Origin of the sequence: Danxiaibacter flavus, assembly GCF_041060425.1 — a bacterium.
Lineage (GTDB): Bacteria > Bacteroidota > Bacteroidia > Chitinophagales > Chitinophagaceae > Danxiaibacter > Danxiaibacter flavus.
Genome location: NZ_JAULBC010000007.1, coordinates 12,675 through 30,950, shown reverse-complemented (window position 1 = coordinate 30,950; position 18,276 = coordinate 12,675). Strand labels below are relative to the sequence as shown.

The window sequence follows — 18,276 nt, the reverse complement described above, 5'->3', positions numbered from 1 at the left end:
GTTATAATTCTTCATTAAACCGGTAGCCTACACCCCATGTTGTCAGAATATACCGTGGATTAGAGATATCGGTTTCAATCTTCGTCCTAAGCCTGTTGATGTGAGAGTTCACCGTATGTTCATAACCCTCAAAATCATATCCCCACACAAGATTAAGTAACCGTTTGCGGCTGTAACTTTTTCCCGGATTAGAAGCGAGCAATGTGATCAGGTCAAACTCACGCGGTGAAAGGTCAATCCTGGCATTGTTGAGTGTTACCTTTCTTTTATCAACGTCGATTTCCAATCCTTCAAATCTAATGACTGATTGTATGGCTAAAGCGTCCTGCACCTGTGCTCTGTCTTCGTTCCTGCGGAAAATAACTTTCACCCTTGCAATAAATTCCCTGACACTAAAAGGTTTTGTCAGATAATCATCTGCTCCTGTTTCAAGGCCAACAACTTTATCAATCTCTTCCGATTTGGCTGATAGTATCAGTATGGGAGTCTGTCTGTCGGTCTGCCTTATCCGGCGGCATATTTCCATGCCGTTCATTCCGGGAAGCATAAGATCAAGTATAATAAGATCAAAACGTTGTTCCTTAGCCGCAACCAATCCATCTGTGCCATTGCCTGCAGAAGATACTTCGCACGTAAGATCATTCAGGTGAATGGTCAGCAGTTCTACAATGTTTTTGTCATCTTCAATTATCAGCACTTTATGCATGGATACAATTGGTTTACAGACTTTATCAAAATCAAAATTCAGCAAAAAATATATCCCAAATGCACTGTGATACTTTTGTTACAATTCTGAAACTTCTTTGGGATACCGTATTTGTTGTTTTGTACTCATAAGATACAACTAAAACCAAATTGTATGAAGCGTTTACAAAAAACAGCCGGTGGCTTATCAGCCTTTGCAGTGTTATCTATAATGAGTTTAAGCTCATGCAAAAAAGATAACGATCATATGCATCCTGAAACTACAACCATTACAGTGGAAAATGTACTTCAGTCAAAACCACTTGTTGAATCGGGCACTTTTAAGGGAAAGGGCACACCTCCTTTAATATTGCCGGGCGAATCGGTTAGTATTCATTTTTCAGCCGCTAAGGGTGAAGCCCTTACATTCGCCACCATGTATGGCTGGTCCAACGACCTTTTTTTTGCGCCTGAAAATCCGGGAATTGCTGTTTATGATGCGAACGGAAACCCGGTCCAGGGAGATGTTTCGTCAAAGATCAAATTGTGGGACAATGGCACAAGAGTTAACCAGGCACCAGGGGCAGGTGTTGTTCATCCAGGCACAGCTAACAGCCAGAATATTACAGAAGTAAATGGTACAGATGCGCAGGGAAACACCTATTTGCCAGCTTCCCAGCTCGTCAAGGCAACGCTTGCATACAATGGCAATTCTTATTTCACACTTACTTTAAAAAACACTTCAGGCAAAACGATCAACGAAACACCGCTTAGTCCCGGTGTGTGGGCCGTTTCTTACATTGTGGGCGGTAACCTGTTAAACCCGGCTCCGTTGTATATGAGCGGCCAGCCGACTGCTAACGGACTTACTTCAATTGCCGAACGCGGTGACAACGGTCCCTTAAGCAGTTATATCAGTAGTATTACGGGGATCTTCACGCCAATGTCCCCTGTTCTTGTTGTTGTATACAATGGTCAATCAAGCCCAATATACCAGGTTGGCGAAAAAGACAGGGGAGAAGGGCTTCGCTTGCTGGCACAACGCGGTAATGCGGATACGCTTGCGGCGGCACTTAAAATGAAACCGGGTGTTAAAGCTGTATATGTTCTGCATGCGCCCAGCACGAATGTATTGTTGCCTGTTATTAACGGACAAGCCGGGGGCAAAGTGTCACAAATGTTGAGTGTTAAAAATGGCGAGCGGCTGGCCATTGCAACAATGTATGGATTCTCTAATGATTGGTTCTTCGCATCAAAAGATAATGGAGTTGAGGCAACACAAAAGGGCGATATTTCCGGCACAATCGCTTTGTATGATGACGGAACTGCCATTAATCAATTCCCTGGCGCAGGCATTACGCAATTTAACCTGGCAGGCACACCACTTTTTGAAAGCATTCCTATTGCGCCTGTTCCCAATCCAAATATGTTTACAACGCTGCCTGATATTAATAACATTATACGGGTGACACTTGAATGAGTTTTTCTGATTGAAGGATAATTGCTCGCGTTGCGTATGATGCATGTTAATAATGACAGGCTTGCTGAATTTATGTGGAGAAATAACAGTGGTTGCTCTATGTATATTCGGCAAGCCTCTTCGTTAAAGTAATGCGGACATACCTCTGGTTTGATATGTCCGTATTACTTCTGTCAGGCGCAAAATTGTATATCGCTTCTTTGAAACGCTGCAAATTGTACAAATCCTTCTATGATTTTAAATGAAGTAATGTGACAGGAGCACGCTTTAATTTTTAATTTTTTTTGTTGCCCGCATCACGTTATCCCCTTGAGACCGGCAATCAACCCGTTGTTTATTGATCCGGAATTTGTGTAAATACAACACTGCTAAATAAGTGTAACAATGGCATATAGTTTGTTCATCTTTATCTGTTACCAGTCGATATATCCATTATAAAGAATATTATTATACTATAATAATTGGCTCAGTTTGACCAAAGAAGGATAGTACCCATGAGGTATGCAGCTTCATTCTTTAAGATGCTTTCGTAGTAGTGGTAATAAATGAGCTATTAACTTGTTTCCTATTGTTTAATTCTGCTCTGTGATCTCTTCAGCCTGGACCTTTAAAAAACTTTTTTCTGCAAGTACCAGGGATTTCACGCGGCGAACGCAAAGAAGAGGCGACGCAGCAGATCCGATTGGAATGTTGAATTGGTTTAAACCAGGATCTTTCATTTGTTATTTGCTGGTGCCCTTCGGCTTGTTGGATGCAAGACGATGCATACCCATTCGCAACGGATGAACGCCCTGGGAAAAATATATACTATATGATGACCCGATCATTGGAATATAATCCACCCATTACATGCAAGACGGAAGGACCTGGAGCATTAGTATGGGCAACGCCCGGTGAAAAAACAAAAAATGGTGAACAAGGCCTGAAAGGGCACCAGCAAATTGTTGTATTTTTCTTGTGAATCTTTTTATTTCTCCATTCTTTCTCGCAATGCCTTAAACGTTTCATAAGGTCCTTTTGTACTAAAAATATTTACGATCCATGGCGGCATATCACCTGCGGGATCGATATTAATATAATAGACAACATGCAGCTTTTTATCAGCTGTACTTACTTCGTAGCGGCCATCGAGGCTTGCAACCCGCACAATATCTTTTTTCTTCGGCACAACGTTAGAAACGGCTGTTTGTGTTACAAGGAGCGTATTCTTTTCACTATCTTTTTTACTTTCCAGCTTTATTGCGGCGTCGCGGTTGGTCATTGGCCAGGGAATAGAGGTTTCGGCATAATAGTACAGTTCGTTATCCGATACTTTCTTTACCAGGTAAGCCTTTTTGGTAGCGTAAACCCATTCGGTCTGTTTAGGAATATCCTGCAGAACAGAGATGAATTTATCAAAAGTGCCAGGCATATCGCACTCTACTTTTATTGCTTTAAATTTTGAGGAATGTGATGGTGCGGTGTAAACCTTAATGCCATCTTTGTCTTTGACCAGTTTCCAGTCGGTTTGACTATAGGAAGATGTTGTTGTACAGATCAAAGCGACTATTACGGTGATAGTATTTATCGTGCCTCTTAGTTTAATAGTCATACCGCGCCATATTTACAGTTAATATAAATTCAAAAAACAAGCCAAATCAGGTGTATGATTTGTCAAGACTTTCCTGAATACTAATAACGGGGATGTCTTTATGCGGGTTGCTTGTAACCAATGCATTTTATGCGATCACCGTGTAGTGTAAGAGGAATAGATTGATATACACCCAAAGAAAAAAAGGGAATCATACTATTTGGTTGCTGCACGTTTTTGCGATATTTTTTTGTAATCACCCTTCATATCCTTAAAGGCCCATGCCGCCATTGCATTTATTACCGGTAACAATCCTAATCCTGCCTGGCTGAGCCGGTAAGTAACAAAAGGCGGAACAACGGGTTTTGATTCTCTTATCACCAGGTTGTCCGCTTCCAGTTGCTTTAAATGCTGAATGAGCATTTTCTCCGTTACCGCAGGAATCGCCCTGCGCAGTTCGCTATAACGCTTATCACTTTGCGAAAGATGGTAAAGGATGATCGGTTTCCAAAAGCCGCCGATCTTTTCCATTACATAACTCACCGGACATTGTTCAAGCGCATACTGCTTGTTTTCCTGGATGGTAGATGACTCTTTAACGGTTGCCATAAACATACTTTGGAGTAAGTACTTGTAAAAAAGTAAGTACAAATATAACTTTGTTCCTGAAATAAAAAATACACTATGAAAATAACTGTTTCAGGCTCATTAGGACATATAGGAAAGCCTTTGACTACCAAACTGGTTGCGGCAGGACATGATGTGACAGTCATCACCAGCAGCGCCGACAGAAGAGAAGAAATTGAAGCATTGGGGGCGAAAGCCACAGTGGGGTCAGTAAGTGATGAAAGCTTTTTAGCAAAAGCTTTCGCTGGTGCGGATGCTGTGTTTGCGATGATACCGCCCAATCTCGGAGGCAGTAATGTAATTGCAAACGCCACCAATGCAGGTAAAGCTTTTGCTGCTGCGATAAAGGCAGCCGCTGTGCCACGCGTGGTAATGCTGAGCAGCATTGGTGCTGATTTACCTTCCGGCAATGGTCCCATTGCGGCACTTTACAATATTGAGCATTTGTACAGTGCACTGAAAGACGTTGCACTAACTTACTTGCGCGCAGGCTACTTCTTTACGAATTATTACAATGATATTCCACTCATAAAAGGCGCGGGAATTATCGGGAGTAATTATCCGGGATCTACAGTAATTCCGCTTGCACATTATGAAGACATTGCGACGGCTGCCGCAGAGGAATTACAAAAGACTTCAGCCGGCCAATATGTGCGTTATGTTATTAGTGATGTACGTACACCACGCGAGGTTGCCAAAGTATTGGGATCAGCGATCAATAAACCGGAGTTGCCCTGGGTTGAGTTTACTGATGAACAATCTGTACAAGGCATGACAGGCGCTGGTCTTCCCGATGAGATAGCACGACTATATACCGAAATGGGCACCGGTCTTCGCAATGGTACAGTGGTCGCTGATTTTGTAAAGAGTGGTTCTCCGGTAACCGGAAGGGTAAAGCTGGAAGATTTTGCGAAGGAGTTTGCGGCTAAGTTTTGAGGATGCATTCCTTTCATGATTATATGCAACTTGGCGCCAATGCTGCTTGTGTTTTATTTCGCTGAAGAACACGCATTGTCATTTCGACGATAGGAGAAATCTCCCAAAATTGAAGAGGATTGCAAGTACAAGACCTTTCCAAAATCAAACAGCACTAGCGTTGGGAGACCTCTCCTGCGTCGAGGTGACGATGCGGGTGCATCCTTTTCATTATTGCAACTTGCCGCCAATGCTGCTGGTGTTTTATTTTGCTAACGAACACTCATCGTCATTTCGACGATAGGAGAAATCTCTCAAAATTGAACAGGTGTGTAAGCAATTTACGCTTTTCATAATCAAAGAGTACTAATGTCGGGAGACCTCTCCTGCGTCGAGGTGACGATGCGGTTGCATCCCTTTCATTATTACAACTTGCCGCCAATGTTGCTTGTGTTTTATTTCGCTAACGAACGCTCATCGTCATTTCGACGATAGGAGAAATCTCCCAAAATTGAAGAAGATTGCAAGTACAAGACCTTTCCAAAATCAAACAGCACTGGCGTTGGGAGACCTCTCCTGCGTCGAGGTGACGATTCGGTTGCATCCTTTTCATTATTGCAACTTGCCGCCAATGTTGCTGGTGTTATTTTGCTGACGAACACTCATCGTCATTTCGACGATAGGAGAAATCTCTCAAAATTGAACAGGTGTGTAAGCAATTTACGCTTTTCATAATCAGACAGTACCAATGTCGGGAGACCTCTCCTGGGTCGAGGTGACGATGCGGGTCCGTCCCCTTCATTATTGGCTTGCAGCTGGCGATTAACAATTATCCAACAAGCAAATCCAAATCCATCGGGCTCTACTTCAACTTATCAGATAACGGAACAAGCCTTGCTGAAAGATCAGGATCTTTAAAATCTTTATCTAATGGAAACATGGGGCGTTCAATACGTTTGTAAGGTAGCCGCTCCAAATCCTGGTCAACTCCACCGGGCGTTAATGCCAGCAGCCAGTCTTTTTTCATCGCGTAAAGCTCCGGTTCAAGATAACCGATCTTAACAACCACGATGTCTGCATTTCGTGGCTCCAGTTTCAGACGCGTAAAATCAATTTCTTTGTGATATGGTTTTCTTTTTTTGGTAACGATTACGGACACACTTCCCACTTTGACTACAACTTCAACTTCAGCATCCCTGTCGCCGTACGCTATTGCAGTCACTGTTCCTTTGAGTCTTACAGGAGGTGCATAACGGTGATCCACTTTTGCACCTGCATAATCATCCACCTGGTTGCCGACACCGGCAGCAATGGCTTTTTCAACAAACTCCGGTCCCGGAATGGAGGCGTATATAAGTGATGGTCCCTTAGCTGATTGAAGCTCCGGACGTTTCAATATTTCGGTAATGGACCATGTTACATCTCCTGCGCCACCGGCAGTTGGATTATCTCCCGAGTCACTGATGAAAAATGGTTTTTTATCACTGACAAGTGCTTTATCAAGACATTCTTTTAATGAACCTGTAGGGGCCACAAAAGCAAACCCGGAGCGTGCATTCCAGAAGTTATGCGCCAGTTGTTCGGCAGTGGCCGTTACTTTGTCTCGATCATCGCCGGTTACTACCACAACTGCATGATTTCGCGGTTCATCTGCCCATGCATATCCCACCCATATTGCTGCATCAACAATCCCCTGCTGCGCGGCTGCAGGAGCCACAGCCTGGTAAACACTTTTGCCTGGTTCTATTCTTGTGCTTGTTTTTTCGCCGGGCAATAGGATGGGTATCGGGATCCAGGCTTTGTACAGTGGCTTGCCTTTGCCTGATTGGATTCTGTCCAGCAGGTTTCTCACCGCTCTTTCCTTTGTTTGCATAGCATCCTCGTGAGGCGCCATGCGATAGCAGGTTATGAGGTCTGTGTTTTCAGCCAATCGCCAGGAAACATTTCCGTGAAGATCCATCGAGGTGGATATAAGTGTTTTTGTGCCAAGCGCTTTGCGGATCCTTACAATAAAATCACCTTCGGGATCATCGAGTCCTATAACACTCATCGCACCATGTATATCAAAAAATAAACCGTCATAAGGAGCATGCTTTTTTAATGAATCCAGTGTTTTGTTTACCAGTGATTCATATGCTTCTCTTGTAACAATCCCTCCGGGAAGTGATTTTCCTACAATAGTCGGAACCCAAACTGCAAGTTTTCGTAATGCTGAATCTTCCTGTAAAAATGGATAGGAAGAAAATACCTGGTTGCCATATTTTGCATGAAAAGCTTCTTCATTTGTAACAGCGGGAGAGAAGGTGCTTGATTCAATACCTAATCCGGCAATGGCGATACGTGGCAATGATTTGCCTGTTGACTCAGTTTGTGCATTTCCCAGGCTTGCTACCAACACGCTAATTACAATCATGAACCATGTTCTGACGAAAGATTTGAAATGACAATTCATTGGATCCTTTTAATTGAGAATAATAGTTTGCGACACAAACGAAGATAATTTTTCCAGCGCTATTTATTGCATCTCTCTGCTATTTGAACAAACGAATCAATGAGTTCAAATCTCCGGACAGATCATTAAACGAATCGCAATCCATGTAGCAAGATTCGAACTTATCCTCTGTGTAACTCTGTGTCTTCTCCTGTATTCCTCCGTGTAACTGTATTTTTTGTGATAGTTTTAAGCTATCAACATATAAAATTAATTGATTGCGATTATCTGTCTAATGTTTTACTTTTATCCAGCTCAAACGAAATACCCCTGGCTTGCCACATGCAAGCAAAGGCTGGATCACATTATTCATTGCTTAGCACAATCTTTTAAAAATGGAATCAAAAGACATCAGCAAATGCCCGTTTCACGGCGCACAAAAAGAAAATGTTGGCGGCGGCGGTACCAGGAATCGCGACTGGTGGCCGGATCAGTTAAGAGTAAACATTCTGCGCCAGCAATCCTCATTATCCAATCCGATGGACAATGATTTTAATTATGCCGAAGAATTTAAAAGCCTCGATCTTGAAGCTGTAAAAAAAGACCTGCATGCGCTCATGACCGATTCTCAGCCGTGGTGGCCCGCAGATTTCGGTCATTACGGAGGATTGTTTATCCGCATGGCATGGCACAGTGCGGGTACTTACCGCGTAGGTGATGGCCGCGGCGGGGCGGGAGCAGGACAGCAACGTTTTGCCCCGCTGAATAGCTGGCCCGACAACGTTAGTCTTGATAAAGCACGCAGATTGCTCTGGCCCATCAAACAGAAATACGGTCGTAAAATTTCATGGGCCGACCTGATGATCCTTGCAGGTAATATTGCACTGGAATCAATGGGTTTTAAAACATTCGGGTTTGCAGGCGGACGTGAAGATGTGTGGGAGCCTGAAGAAGATGTGTATTGGGGTTCGGAGACTACATGGCTTGGTGGCGACATTCGTTATGCGCATGGCTCTGAGGGCGTTGAGAAACGCGGAGGAGTAACCGTATCTGATGATAATGCGGATGGTGATATTCACTCCCGCAATTTGGAAAATCCACTGGCAGCCGTGCAAATGGGGTTGATCTATGTGAATCCTGAAGGACCGGATGGAAATCCTGATCCTGTAAAAGCAGCCAAAGATATTCGTGATACGTTTGGCCGTATGGCAATGAATGATGAGGAGACGGTTGCTTTAATTGCCGGCGGACATAGCTTTGGTAAAACGCATGGCGCTGCACCTTCAACGCATGTGGGTAAAGAGCCTGAAGCGGCAGGTATGGAATTGCAGGGCCTCGGCTGGAGCAACAGTTACGGCTCAGGTAAAGGTGCGGATGCTATTACAAGTGGTCTTGAAGTTATCTGGAGCAAAACGCCCACTCAATGGAGCAATAACTTTTTTGAAAATCTTTTTGGCTTTGAATGGGAGCTTACAAAGAGTCCTGCAGGAGCGCATCAATGGGTTGCGAAAAATGCAGACGATATTATCCCTGATGCATTTGATTCATCAAAGAAGCACCGTCCGACGATGCTGACCACCGATCTTTCTTTGAGGCTTGATCCTGTGTATGAAAAGATCTCCAGGCATTTTCTTGAAAACCCCGACGCGTTTGCTGATGCATTTGCACGCGCATGGTTTAAATTAACACACCGTGATATGGGGCCGCGTGCACGCTACCTGGGTCCTGATGTGCCTGCGGAAGAACTGCTTTGGCAGGACCCTATCCCGGCTGTTGATCATACATTGGTTGATGACAATGATATTGCGGCGTTGAAAGAAAAAATTCTGGCAACAGGATTAACTGTATCAGAATTGGTATCCACTGCCTGGGCTTCTGCTTCAACTTTCCGCGGATCTGATAAACGCGGTGGCGCCAACGGTGCACGTGTTCGTCTTGCACCACAAAAAGACTGGCGCGTAAATAATCCTGCTCAGTTATCCAAAGTGCTGGATGCATTGGAAGGTGTTCAAAAAGAATTCAATGCAGCGCAGTCGGGCGGCAAGAAAATTTCACTGGCAGACTTAATTGTACTTGCGGGGAGTGCAGCCGTTGAAAAAGCAGCTAAGGATGCGGGTCACGATGTTAAGGTTCCGTTTGCACCGGGTCGTATGGATGCTTCGCAGGAAAAGACGGATGTTGAATCTATTGCATTCCTTGAACCTTTGGGTGATGGTTTCCGTAATTATCGTAAACCCAACTTCCCTGTGTCAACAGAAGCGTTGCTGATTGATAAAGCACAGTTGCTGGGTCTTACTGCTCCTGAACTTACTGTGTTGGTAGGTGGCATGCGTGTGTTGAACACAAATTTTGATGGTTCATCTCACGGTGTGTTCACTAAAAAACCGGGAACACTAACCAATGACTTCTTTGTTAACCTGCTTGATATGGGTACTGTATGGAAGCCTGCAACAGAGGATAGGGAACTGTTCCAGGGTTATGACCGTGCAACGGAAAAGCCAACCTGGACCGCAACGCGCGCCGACCTTGTGTTTGGTTCTAATTCCGAACTGAGGGCACTGGCTGAAGTGTACGGTAGCTCCGATGCACAACAGAAATTTGTAAAAGATTTTGTTGCAGCATGGACGAAGGTGATGAATGCGGATAGATTTGATTTGAAGTAACGGAGTTGATGTTTTGATACAAAGGCGGCGGAGTTTTTCTGCCGCCTTTTTTTTAAGCTGACCGAAGCGAAGTTTTTTAAACCATATAAGTAAGGAGTTGGCCGCGCCAACGTTTCATAGTAAACAACTTATAAAGCTTAAAGCAGACCGAAGCGAAGTTTTTTAAACCATATAAGGCATATAAGAGCACATAAGAATTTTGCCTGCGATAATAATTGCACTTAAATGACTTTACATTTACTTAGCCAGCTCGAACCTTCACCATTGACCATTCACTATTCACTAGTTGTAAAGAAGGTATATAAGAGCAAATAAGAGCTTTTGCCCAGGATAATAATAACACTTAAACGATAATGTATTTACTTAACCAGCTCGAACCTTCACTATTGACCATTCACTATTCACCAGTTGTATAGCAGGCATATAAGAAAATATAAGAATTAAGAGTTTGACATTCGCTGCACCTTTACGACGACCGCCGTTGTTGCGTGTGTAGGGTAGGGATGTGTGTGGCACACCAACAACACTGTGCGCCATTTAAAGAGAAAGTTCGGCTGCGTACTTATGTTGCTGGTACGCCTGGCACTTTGCTAAGCTGCATACCAACAACGGCGGGCAGCACGATAGTTCATCTGATGTTTAAGCATGGATTTAAGTTGAATATAAAATGCTAATTATTTTAGTATTTAAAGCCGGATTATTATCTTTGATTCATGAAACTTTTTGATGATATAGCGCTGTTTGATGAAGGGAAAAAACGTTTCAAAGACTTTATGCTGCCGGATGAAGAACTTAAACTTTGGGAACAGTTTTTCGGCAAAACAGAATCCGACAAATACTTTAGTACGCTCCTTACAAACACACCCTGGCAACAACGCACCCGGAAAATGTATGATCGCATGGTACTCGACCCGCGCTTAACAGCATACTATGGCGGCAGCAAAGGTCTTGCGTGGACCAGTGATCTGCTGGATATTAAGGCAAGGGTAGAACAGGAGTGCGGCATAACTTTCGAGCGCGTGTTGTTGAACTATTACCGTGATGGTAATGATTCCGTAGCCTGGCACAGCGATACATTGCCGGCAGATGGAAAACATCATGCGATTGCATCGGTTACATTTGGTGAAACAAGGCTGTTTAAAGTGAGACATAAAACCCGCAAGGACCTCAAGCAACTCGACATTCCGTTAACACATGGCAGCTTTTTGCTGATGGGCGAAACAATGCAGGATCATTATGAACATCATGTACCTAAAACATCCAGGAATATTGGCGCGCGCATTAACCTCACGTTCAGGATCTCCGAGTTAGTGAAAGATGTTTATTTTGTAAGATAAAAGGTAATACCGCATTATATCTCCTTCTAAACAAAAAATAACGCCCTTAATTTTACATCCGTGTTGATCTTCACAGGAAAGTACAGGATTGTAATATTGCCTTGACTGCATAATTTTCCAGATCAATGTCGTTTAGCTAAGCAAGCATCGTCAACTTTGGGAGATGTCTCCTGTCGTCGACATGACGATCCTGGCTTATCAGAAAAAACAATCACAGCAGCACTAATGACTAGTATGTTATAATTTGGAAGTCTGCACCGAATCGTCACCTCGACGATAGGAGAGGTCTCCCGAATATAGATCTGATTGTGATACAATTCTTAGCTAATAAATTAATTTAACGGTTTGCCAGAAAACATTTGTTGATACTTTCGGTAAGAATAATAACCCAAATGAAGAAGTCTTTAATCAGTAAGATAGGTTGCCATAGTTTAATTCTCCTCGCTTCACATACACTAACTGTATGTAATGCCCAAACTAAAAAATTAAACGCAAATGCCGATGCGTTGGAAAGTGGATTTACGATCCCGCCGGACAGTGTAAAACCAAGTGTTTACTGGTATTGGATCAATGGCAATATTTCCAAAGAAGGTGTAGTGAAAGATCTTGAGGCGATGAAAAAAGTCGGAATTGGTCGCGCGTTCATCGGCAATATCGGCCTTGAGCCCTCAGAAATGCCCAATGGTCCTGTAAAGTTTTTTTCCGACGAGTGGTGGGATATTTCAAAAACTGCGATCAAAGCCGCATCAAAAAATAACATCGAAATCGGCATGTTCAATGGTCCGGGATGGAGCCAAAGTGGCGGCCCGTGGATAGCGCCTTCCCAATCCATGCGGTTTCTTTCTCAAAAAGAAATTCGCGTAAAGGGTCCGCAACAATTCAATCAGAAACTAAATGTACCCGAAAATTTTCAGCAGGTAGCAGTGTTGGCTTATCCAGTCCCTGCAAATGAAGGTGATAATATTTCAACTTATCATCCTGAAATTTCATCCAATGTGGTATTCGATAATATCGGATTAATAGCAGATGGAAATGATTCTACCAAAGCGTTTGTAACCACCAAACCGGATAAGAAATCTTCAATAGAAATCACCTTTCAAACTGCCAATGATGTTACAGCCAGAAGTCTGACGATCCATCCTGCAGATAAGCCTTTTAAATGCATGGCTGAATTGCAGGTAAAGGAAGGCGGAAACTTTCGTACAATAAAGAAGTTTGAGGTAGACAGAAGCAATCCTGCCAACAACGTTGGCTTTATACCTTTCGCGCCGGTTGCCGTTTCTTTTGAAGCTGTTAAAGGAAGTGCGTTTAAACTGGTGCTGACAGAGATTTCGGGTGATGTCGGCTTTGCTGAGATCAATCTTTCCGGCGCTGCAAAAGTGGAACGTTATGAAGAGAAACAACTCGCAAAAATGTTTCAGACACCATTGCCTTTGTGGAACGAATACCAGTGGCCGAAACAAACGGAGCCTGATAATAAATCCTTAATGGTTGATCCTTCGAAAGTCATCAACATTACAGATAAGTTAGCTGCTGATGGCACACTTAACTGGAGCGTGCCGCAGGGAGAATGGATCATTGCAAGTTTTGGCATGTTGCCAACAGGTGTTACCAATGCGCCTGCACCGCCTGAAGGCAGAGGATTAGAGATAGATAAACTGAGCAGCGACTATACCAAACACCATTTTGATGCATTTGTCGGCAAGGTGCAGAACAGCTTAACAAAAGAAGAAGGCAAATCATTAAAGTGGGTGGTGGCCGATAGTTATGAAACCGGTTCGCAGAACTGGACAGATAAGATGACCACTTTATTTAAAAAACAATATGGATATGATCCTTTGCCATGGCTGCCTGTATTGAGCGGGAGAGTAGTTGCTTCGCAGGATCAAAGCGACCGGTTCCTCTGGGATCTTCGCAGGTTGGTGGCTGATCTTGTGGCGTATGAATATGTTGGCGGATTAAGAAAAGTAAGTAACGCTAACGGCATGAAAATTTGGCTGGAAAATTACGGTCACTGGGGCTTTCCTTCTGAGTTCTTAAAATATGGTGGACAGGCAGACGAGATTGCAGGTGAATTCTGGAATGAGGGAACGCTGGGTAATATCGAATGCCGGGCGGCATCTTCTTCCGCACATATTTATGGAAAAACAAAGGTTTCCGCAGAATCATTTACAGCAGCAGGGCTGAGCTTTCAACGGTATCCTGCAATGCTTAAAAGACGTGGCGACTGGTCATTTACCGAAGGGATCAACAATGCCTTGTTTCATGTATTTATCAGTCAGCCATATGAAGATAAAAATCCCGGTGTAGCTACCTGGTTCGGCACTGAGTTTAACAGGAAGAACAGTTGGTTCCTGCAGGGAAAAGCATTTATTGACTATGAAAGAAGATGCAGCTTCCTGCTTCAGCAAGGCAGGCCCGTTAATGACATTGCCTACTTTATAGGAGAAGATGCGCCAAAGATGACCGGCACCCGCGATCCTGAGTTGCCAGCCGGCTATTCGTATGACTATATCAATGCAGAAGTATTGATGACACGCGCAAGTGTTAAGGATGGAAAAATAGTTTTACCTGATGGCATGTCATACCGCTTACTGGTTCTTCCGCAACTAAAAACAATGCGTCCTGAATTATTAAATAAGATAAAATCGCTTGTTGCAGATGGCGCAACGATCTTAGGACCGGCTCCTGAATATTCACCCAGCATGCAAAATTATCCGTTGGCAGATGCAGAAGTGAAGAAGGTTGCTGCAGAATTGTGGGGAAATGCGTCTGCAGGTGCGCAAGTAAAAAAAGCATACGGCAAAGGATTGGTGTTGAATGGCTTTACGGCGCAGCAGGCGCTCGATGCGTTGAATTTAATTCCTGATGTTGCAATTGATAACACGCATGCTTTATATGCACACAGAAGAACCGCAAATGCAGATATTTATTTCATCACCAATCAGTCTGATACAGTCATCAATCTTTCACCTGCATTTCGTGTTGCGGACAAGCAGCCCGAATGGTGGGATGCAGTGTCGGGACAAACACGCGATCTTCCTGATTTTATGCAAACGCAACAGTCAACAACGGTTCCCTTGCGGCTTGAAGCATACCAGAGCGGATTTATCGTATTTAGAAAACCAGTTACTAAAGTTGCAGATGATATAGAAAATTTTCCTGCGCCTTTACGTGTTAGTCCTGTCGCAGGTTCATGGACCGTTCAATTTGATACTGCTGCCGGAGGTCCTTTGCAGCCTGTGGTGTTTTCGACGTTAACAGACTGGAGCAAAAGCAATGATGAGAAAATAAAAAATTATTCAGGTACAGCCGTGTATTCAACTGATGTTACAATTGATAAAATTGCTGCAGGAGAACATGTTTATCTTGATCTGGGACTTGTTAAAGCAATGGCTGCTGTAAAAGTAAATGGCGTGTCCGTTGGTAGTGCATGGACGCCGCCCTATAAAGTTGACATTACTTCTGCAATAAAGAAAGGCAACAACAAACTTGAAGTGGAAGTGGTAAACACCTGGGTGAATCGTTTGATCGGAGACAGCAAACTGCCTGCATCAGAAAGAAAAACATGGACCAATATAACTTCTTACAATGCCGATAGCAAATACGAATCATCGGGATTGCTGGGCCCTGTAAAAATCGAAGTGATCAAATACTAGTTTTAAACCTCTGTGCAACTCCATGCCTTCTCCTGTATTTCTCTGTGTAACCATAATTACTATTAAATGCGATTAACAATTAGTTACACAGTGTTTTTTTGCTATACTCAATTTCCAGTTATGAACTGATAATATTCAACTATTGTTCCCGGCTTGCAGAACCGGTAATTTGAATAGTTTTGCCGGATTAATTTTTGCCATGTTTAAATACGCATTTCTTTTCCTGGGAGCCCTGGCAGCGCACAGTTTGTTGCATGCACAGCAGTACAATACGCCAACATTTTCCCTTCAACTGAATGACAAGGGATCGGTCGTTTCAATCCGTAACAATCAAACAACAGAATATGTTGCGACCAGCAATCCCGGTACACTATTGCAATTGGTGAAGAACGGAAAAACCATTGCTCCGGTTAAAGCTGAGTATAAGAAGGGAGCAATAACACTGCTATATCCGGAAGGGAACAAGGCGCAGGTTAAAACCACTATAAACAAAGGTTATGTGCGTTTCGAGTTAACCGACATCAGCGACAATGTGGATGCCGTTATCTGGGGACCACTCAACAATATCGTTAAAGATACTATTGGCAACACAGTAGGCGTTGTACGTAATAAAGATTTTGCATTCGGCATACAATGTCTGAATGAAAAAACAACCGGTGGCGAAATGGTCAATGACGAGGGCGCTGTTTACGAACGCGGCACAACTGCCACTGCACGTCCTTTTGGTTCTTCCCTCCAGGCATTTACCGTTAACAGGCTGCATGACCGTGTTATTAAAGTGTGGGACAGATGGCCGGCTGTTACAGTAAAAGGCATTCCCGAGGGAAGCCTTAAAGGCTCTGCCATTGCGGTATTTGGTTGCAGCCCGTCCCAGGTGTTAAGCACCATTGAAGTGATCACCAAACAGGAAAACCTGCCTTATGCAACCTGGAAGAACGAATGGATCAAAACTTCTGCGGCAAGTGGCGCCCCGTATATGATCACTACGTTCAATGAAAACAATATTGACAGTTTTCTCACCTATGCAAAGCAGATGGGAATGGCCGGTGTTTATCACGAAGAGCCATTTAAAACCTGGGGAAATTTTGAAATAAGAAAAGATCTTTTTCCCAGTGGCAGGGAGGGTTTTAAGAAATGTGTGGATAAAGCGCATGCCATGGGGCTTCGTCTTGGCTTTCACACACTCACCACTTTTATTACCACCAATGATGCGTACGTAACGCCCAAACCAAACAAGGATCTTGCTTTGGCCGGTACAGATACACTTGTAGAAGATCTTACAGCTGATGCTACGGAGATAACGGTAAACAGTCCATTGCACTTTACCATGCGAAGCGATCTGAACAGCGTGATGATTGGTGATGAGATCATCCGTTTTATGTCCGTAAGCAAGGAAGCGCCTTACAAGCTGACCGGATGCGTACGTGGCGCATTCGGTACCACCAAAAGCGCCCACAAAGCAAAGGACCTGGTGAGCCGTTTGGTAGACCATCCCTATAAAGTTTTTTATCCCAACTGGCAGTTGCAGAAACAGGTTGCAAAAAATATTGCTGACTTTATTAATGAAACAGGGGCTGATCAAATGGATTTTGATGGGCATGAAGGAACGTATGCCAATGGCATGGGTGATCTTTCTTTCAATTCCTTTGCAGACGAAGTGTTCCGGCAAGCAAAGCATCCTGTGGTATTCGGCTCAAGTCGCCCCAATCATTATTTCTGGCATATCAACAATTACCTGAACTGGGGCGAACCTTGGTACGGCGCTTTCAGGGAAAGCCAGTCCGACCAAAGAATTGCCAACCAGAAATTCTATGAAGATAATTACCTGCCCAACATGCTTGGCTGGTTCCTGATTACCGTGAATACAGATCCCGATGACATTGACTGGATGCTGGCGAGAGCGGCTGGCTTTAATGCCGGTTATGCACTGGTTGTACGCGGCGAAGCACTTGCGAACAAGAACATGCCGCGTATAGTGGAACAAATTAATTTATGGACCGGGGCGCAAAAGAGCAGGATGTTTAACCAGGAGCAGCAGGAATGGTTGAAGAATCCGGCCAACGAGGCACACCTCTCTAAAAAAGAAAATGGTTATTATCTTGAGTCTTTCCGCAAGTTTACATTTGAACACCAGGCCAAAGCACTGCAACCCGGTGAGCCAGCTATTTCCAATTTCAGCTTCACCAATAACAAAGAAAAGCAAAGGCCGCTGATTGTAATAACTGCACGTGGTGAAGATGGAACAATTGTAAATCCTGCAATAGAGATCGATAATTCCTTCCGCCTGGAAATTCCTGTTACACTTGCCGCCGGAGAAAGCGTTGCGGTGAATGAGGCCAACGCTGCAAGCGTTTATAATAGCAAAGGAAAATTTATTAAAAAGATAGATCTCGGTAACCAGTTACCTGATCTCAATACCGGAACGCACTCCTTGTCATTCGAAGCAGGCATGGATGCAAACGCTTCTGTAAAGGCCGTGATCACTGTAAGGTTATCAGAAAAAACAGAACAACTTAAAGCACAATAACAGCTGCTCCGCAGCGAAATGCATTACACGGAGATCCACTGAGAAGACACAGAGCTACACAGAGTTTTTCTATTTCTCTGTGTAACAAAATACATTATACAGAGAGCCACAGAGAATCCACAGAGCTACACTGAGTTTTTCTTTTCCTCTGTGCCCCTCTGTGTCTCCTCCGGCTGCTCCTCTGTGTAATAAATAAAGTAACACAGAGAGCCACTGAGAAGCCACAGAGCTACACAGAGTTTTGCGATCTGTTTTAAAGCGTTTCCTCTGTGCCCCTCTGTGTCTTCTCCGGCTGTTCTCTGTGTAATGTATTCTATTAGCTGCATTGCAGCCGGCGAAGCCCTTATCCTCCCCAACCTCCAGCCCCATAATTGAAATTTTAA

At 43.8% G+C, this 18,276-nt stretch carries 10 protein-coding genes; 6 read left to right on the top strand and 4 right to left on the bottom strand.

From position 1 onward, the window contains the following. Window position 1 precedes the first annotated feature (1 nt). Window positions 2-706 (bottom strand): response regulator transcription factor, encoded by a 705-nt coding sequence (locus tag QTN47_RS19565; RefSeq protein WP_369331104.1) that lies wholly within the window; start codon window positions 704-706, stop codon window positions 2-4. A 153-nt stretch (window positions 707-859) separates the two neighbouring features. Between QTN47_RS19565 and QTN47_RS19560 the strand changes: the two genes are divergently transcribed. Beyond that, complete coding sequence (locus QTN47_RS19560; protein ID WP_369331103.1) at window positions 860-2,164, top strand: spondin domain-containing protein; 1,305 nt, start codon at window positions 860-862, stop codon at window positions 2,162-2,164. 967 nt (window positions 2,165-3,131) lie between these two features. Here QTN47_RS19560 and QTN47_RS19555 read toward each other — a convergent pair. Both QTN47_RS19555 and QTN47_RS19550 read right to left on the bottom strand, forming a co-directional pair. Further along, window positions 3,132-3,755 carry an START domain-containing protein gene (locus QTN47_RS19555; protein ID WP_369331102.1) on the bottom strand — a complete coding sequence of 208 codons (624 nt, stop codon included), beginning with the start codon at window positions 3,753-3,755 and terminating at the stop codon, window positions 3,132-3,134. 195 nt (window positions 3,756-3,950) lie between these two features. Beyond that, on the bottom strand, window positions 3,951-4,343 hold the full coding sequence (locus tag QTN47_RS19550) for a winged helix-turn-helix transcriptional regulator (protein WP_369331101.1): 393 nt from the start codon (window positions 4,341-4,343) through the stop codon (window positions 3,951-3,953). Window positions 4,344-4,418: 75 nt separating this feature from the next. On the opposite strand from QTN47_RS19550, the gene QTN47_RS19545 reads away from it, so the two are divergent. Continuing rightward, window positions 4,419-5,297: an NAD(P)H-binding protein gene (locus tag QTN47_RS19545; RefSeq protein ID WP_369331100.1), complete on the top strand. Its 879-nt coding sequence runs from the start codon at window positions 4,419-4,421 to the stop codon at window positions 5,295-5,297. A gap of 841 nt (window positions 5,298-6,138) precedes the next feature. Here QTN47_RS19545 and QTN47_RS19540 read toward each other — a convergent pair. Further along, window positions 6,139-7,728, bottom strand: a complete 1,590-nt coding sequence (locus QTN47_RS19540; protein WP_369331099.1) for a M81 family metallopeptidase — start codon at window positions 7,726-7,728, stop codon at window positions 6,139-6,141. Window positions 7,729-8,102: 374 nt separating this feature from the next. Between QTN47_RS19540 and katG the strand changes: the two genes are divergently transcribed. From katG to QTN47_RS19520, 4 genes are all read left to right on the top strand, one after another. Next, window positions 8,103-10,370: a catalase/peroxidase HPI gene (gene katG / locus QTN47_RS19535; RefSeq protein ID WP_369331098.1), complete on the top strand. Its 2,268-nt coding sequence runs from the start codon at window positions 8,103-8,105 to the stop codon at window positions 10,368-10,370. Window positions 10,371-11,083: 713 nt separating this feature from the next. Further along, window positions 11,084-11,707: an alpha-ketoglutarate-dependent dioxygenase AlkB family protein gene (locus QTN47_RS19530; RefSeq protein ID WP_369331097.1), complete on the top strand. Its 624-nt coding sequence runs from the start codon at window positions 11,084-11,086 to the stop codon at window positions 11,705-11,707. Window positions 11,708-12,099: 392 nt separating this feature from the next. Continuing rightward, window positions 12,100-15,366, top strand: a complete 3,267-nt coding sequence (locus tag QTN47_RS19525) for a glycosyl hydrolase (RefSeq protein WP_369331096.1) — start codon at window positions 12,100-12,102, stop codon at window positions 15,364-15,366. Window positions 15,367-15,565: 199 nt separating this feature from the next. Further along, the gene (locus QTN47_RS19520) at window positions 15,566-17,893 is read left to right on the top strand and encodes a hypothetical protein (protein ID WP_369331095.1); all 2,328 of its coding nucleotides are present in this window, start codon (window positions 15,566-15,568) and stop codon (window positions 17,891-17,893) included. Window positions 17,894-18,276 lie beyond the last annotated feature (383 nt).

Excerpts from the sequence above, each read along its gene's own strand:
- QTN47_RS19565 (WP_369331104.1), bottom strand. The coding sequence starts at position 706 with ATGCATAAAGTGCTGATAATTGAAGATGACAAAAACATTGTAGAACTG.
- QTN47_RS19560 (WP_369331103.1), top strand. The coding sequence starts at position 860 with ATGAAGCGTTTACAAAAAACAGCCGGTGGCTTATCAGCCTTTGCAGTG.
- QTN47_RS19550 (WP_369331101.1), bottom strand. The coding sequence starts at position 4,343 with ATGGCAACCGTTAAAGAGTCATCTACCATCCAGGAAAACAAGCAGTAT.
- QTN47_RS19525 (WP_369331096.1), top strand. The coding sequence starts at position 12,100 with ATGAAGAAGTCTTTAATCAGTAAGATAGGTTGCCATAGTTTAATTCTC.
- QTN47_RS19520 (WP_369331095.1), top strand. The coding sequence starts at position 15,566 with ATGTTTAAATACGCATTTCTTTTCCTGGGAGCCCTGGCAGCGCACAGT.
- QTN47_RS19530 (WP_369331097.1), top strand. The coding sequence starts at position 11,084 with ATGAAACTTTTTGATGATATAGCGCTGTTTGATGAAGGGAAAAAACGT.
- QTN47_RS19555 (WP_369331102.1), bottom strand. The coding sequence starts at position 3,755 with ATGACTATTAAACTAAGAGGCACGATAAATACTATCACCGTAATAGTC.
- QTN47_RS19545 (WP_369331100.1), top strand. The coding sequence starts at position 4,419 with ATGAAAATAACTGTTTCAGGCTCATTAGGACATATAGGAAAGCCTTTG.
- QTN47_RS19540 (WP_369331099.1), bottom strand. The coding sequence starts at position 7,728 with ATGAATTGTCATTTCAAATCTTTCGTCAGAACATGGTTCATGATTGTA.
- katG (WP_369331098.1), top strand. The coding sequence starts at position 8,103 with ATGGAATCAAAAGACATCAGCAAATGCCCGTTTCACGGCGCACAAAAA.